1 protein-coding gene is annotated in these 247 nt (G+C 62.8%); it reads left to right on the top strand.

Annotated elements, in window-relative coordinates; translation table 11 throughout:
* A partial coding sequence (locus tag FQ664_RS26600; RefSeq protein WP_178091116.1) for a KUP/HAK/KT family potassium transporter occupies positions 1–247 on the top strand: 247 nt, incomplete at both ends.

Genomic DNA, 247 nt, shown 5'->3' with positions numbered 1-247 from the left:
GGTGTACATGGCATCTCGCAGAGCCCGGAAGTACTCAAGGCTTTCAACCCGGTCTGGGCAGTCAACTTCTTCGTGGTGCACCCCGGTATTGGCGTGGCCATTCTGGGTGCGGTAGTGCTGGCGCTGACCGGTGCCGAGGCGCTGTACGCCGACATGGGGCACTTTGGCCGCAAGCCGATTGCCCGGGCCTGGTTCATCCTGGTGCTCCCGGCGCTGGTGCTCAATTACTTTGGCCAGGGTGCATTGC

Source organism: Pseudomonas persica (genome assembly GCF_900291015.1).
In the GTDB taxonomy this organism is placed as follows: Bacteria; Pseudomonadota; Gammaproteobacteria; order Pseudomonadales; family Pseudomonadaceae; genus Aquipseudomonas.
Note: the sequence above shows the minus strand (reverse complement) of the source record. Positions and strands in the feature narration are given on the sequence as shown.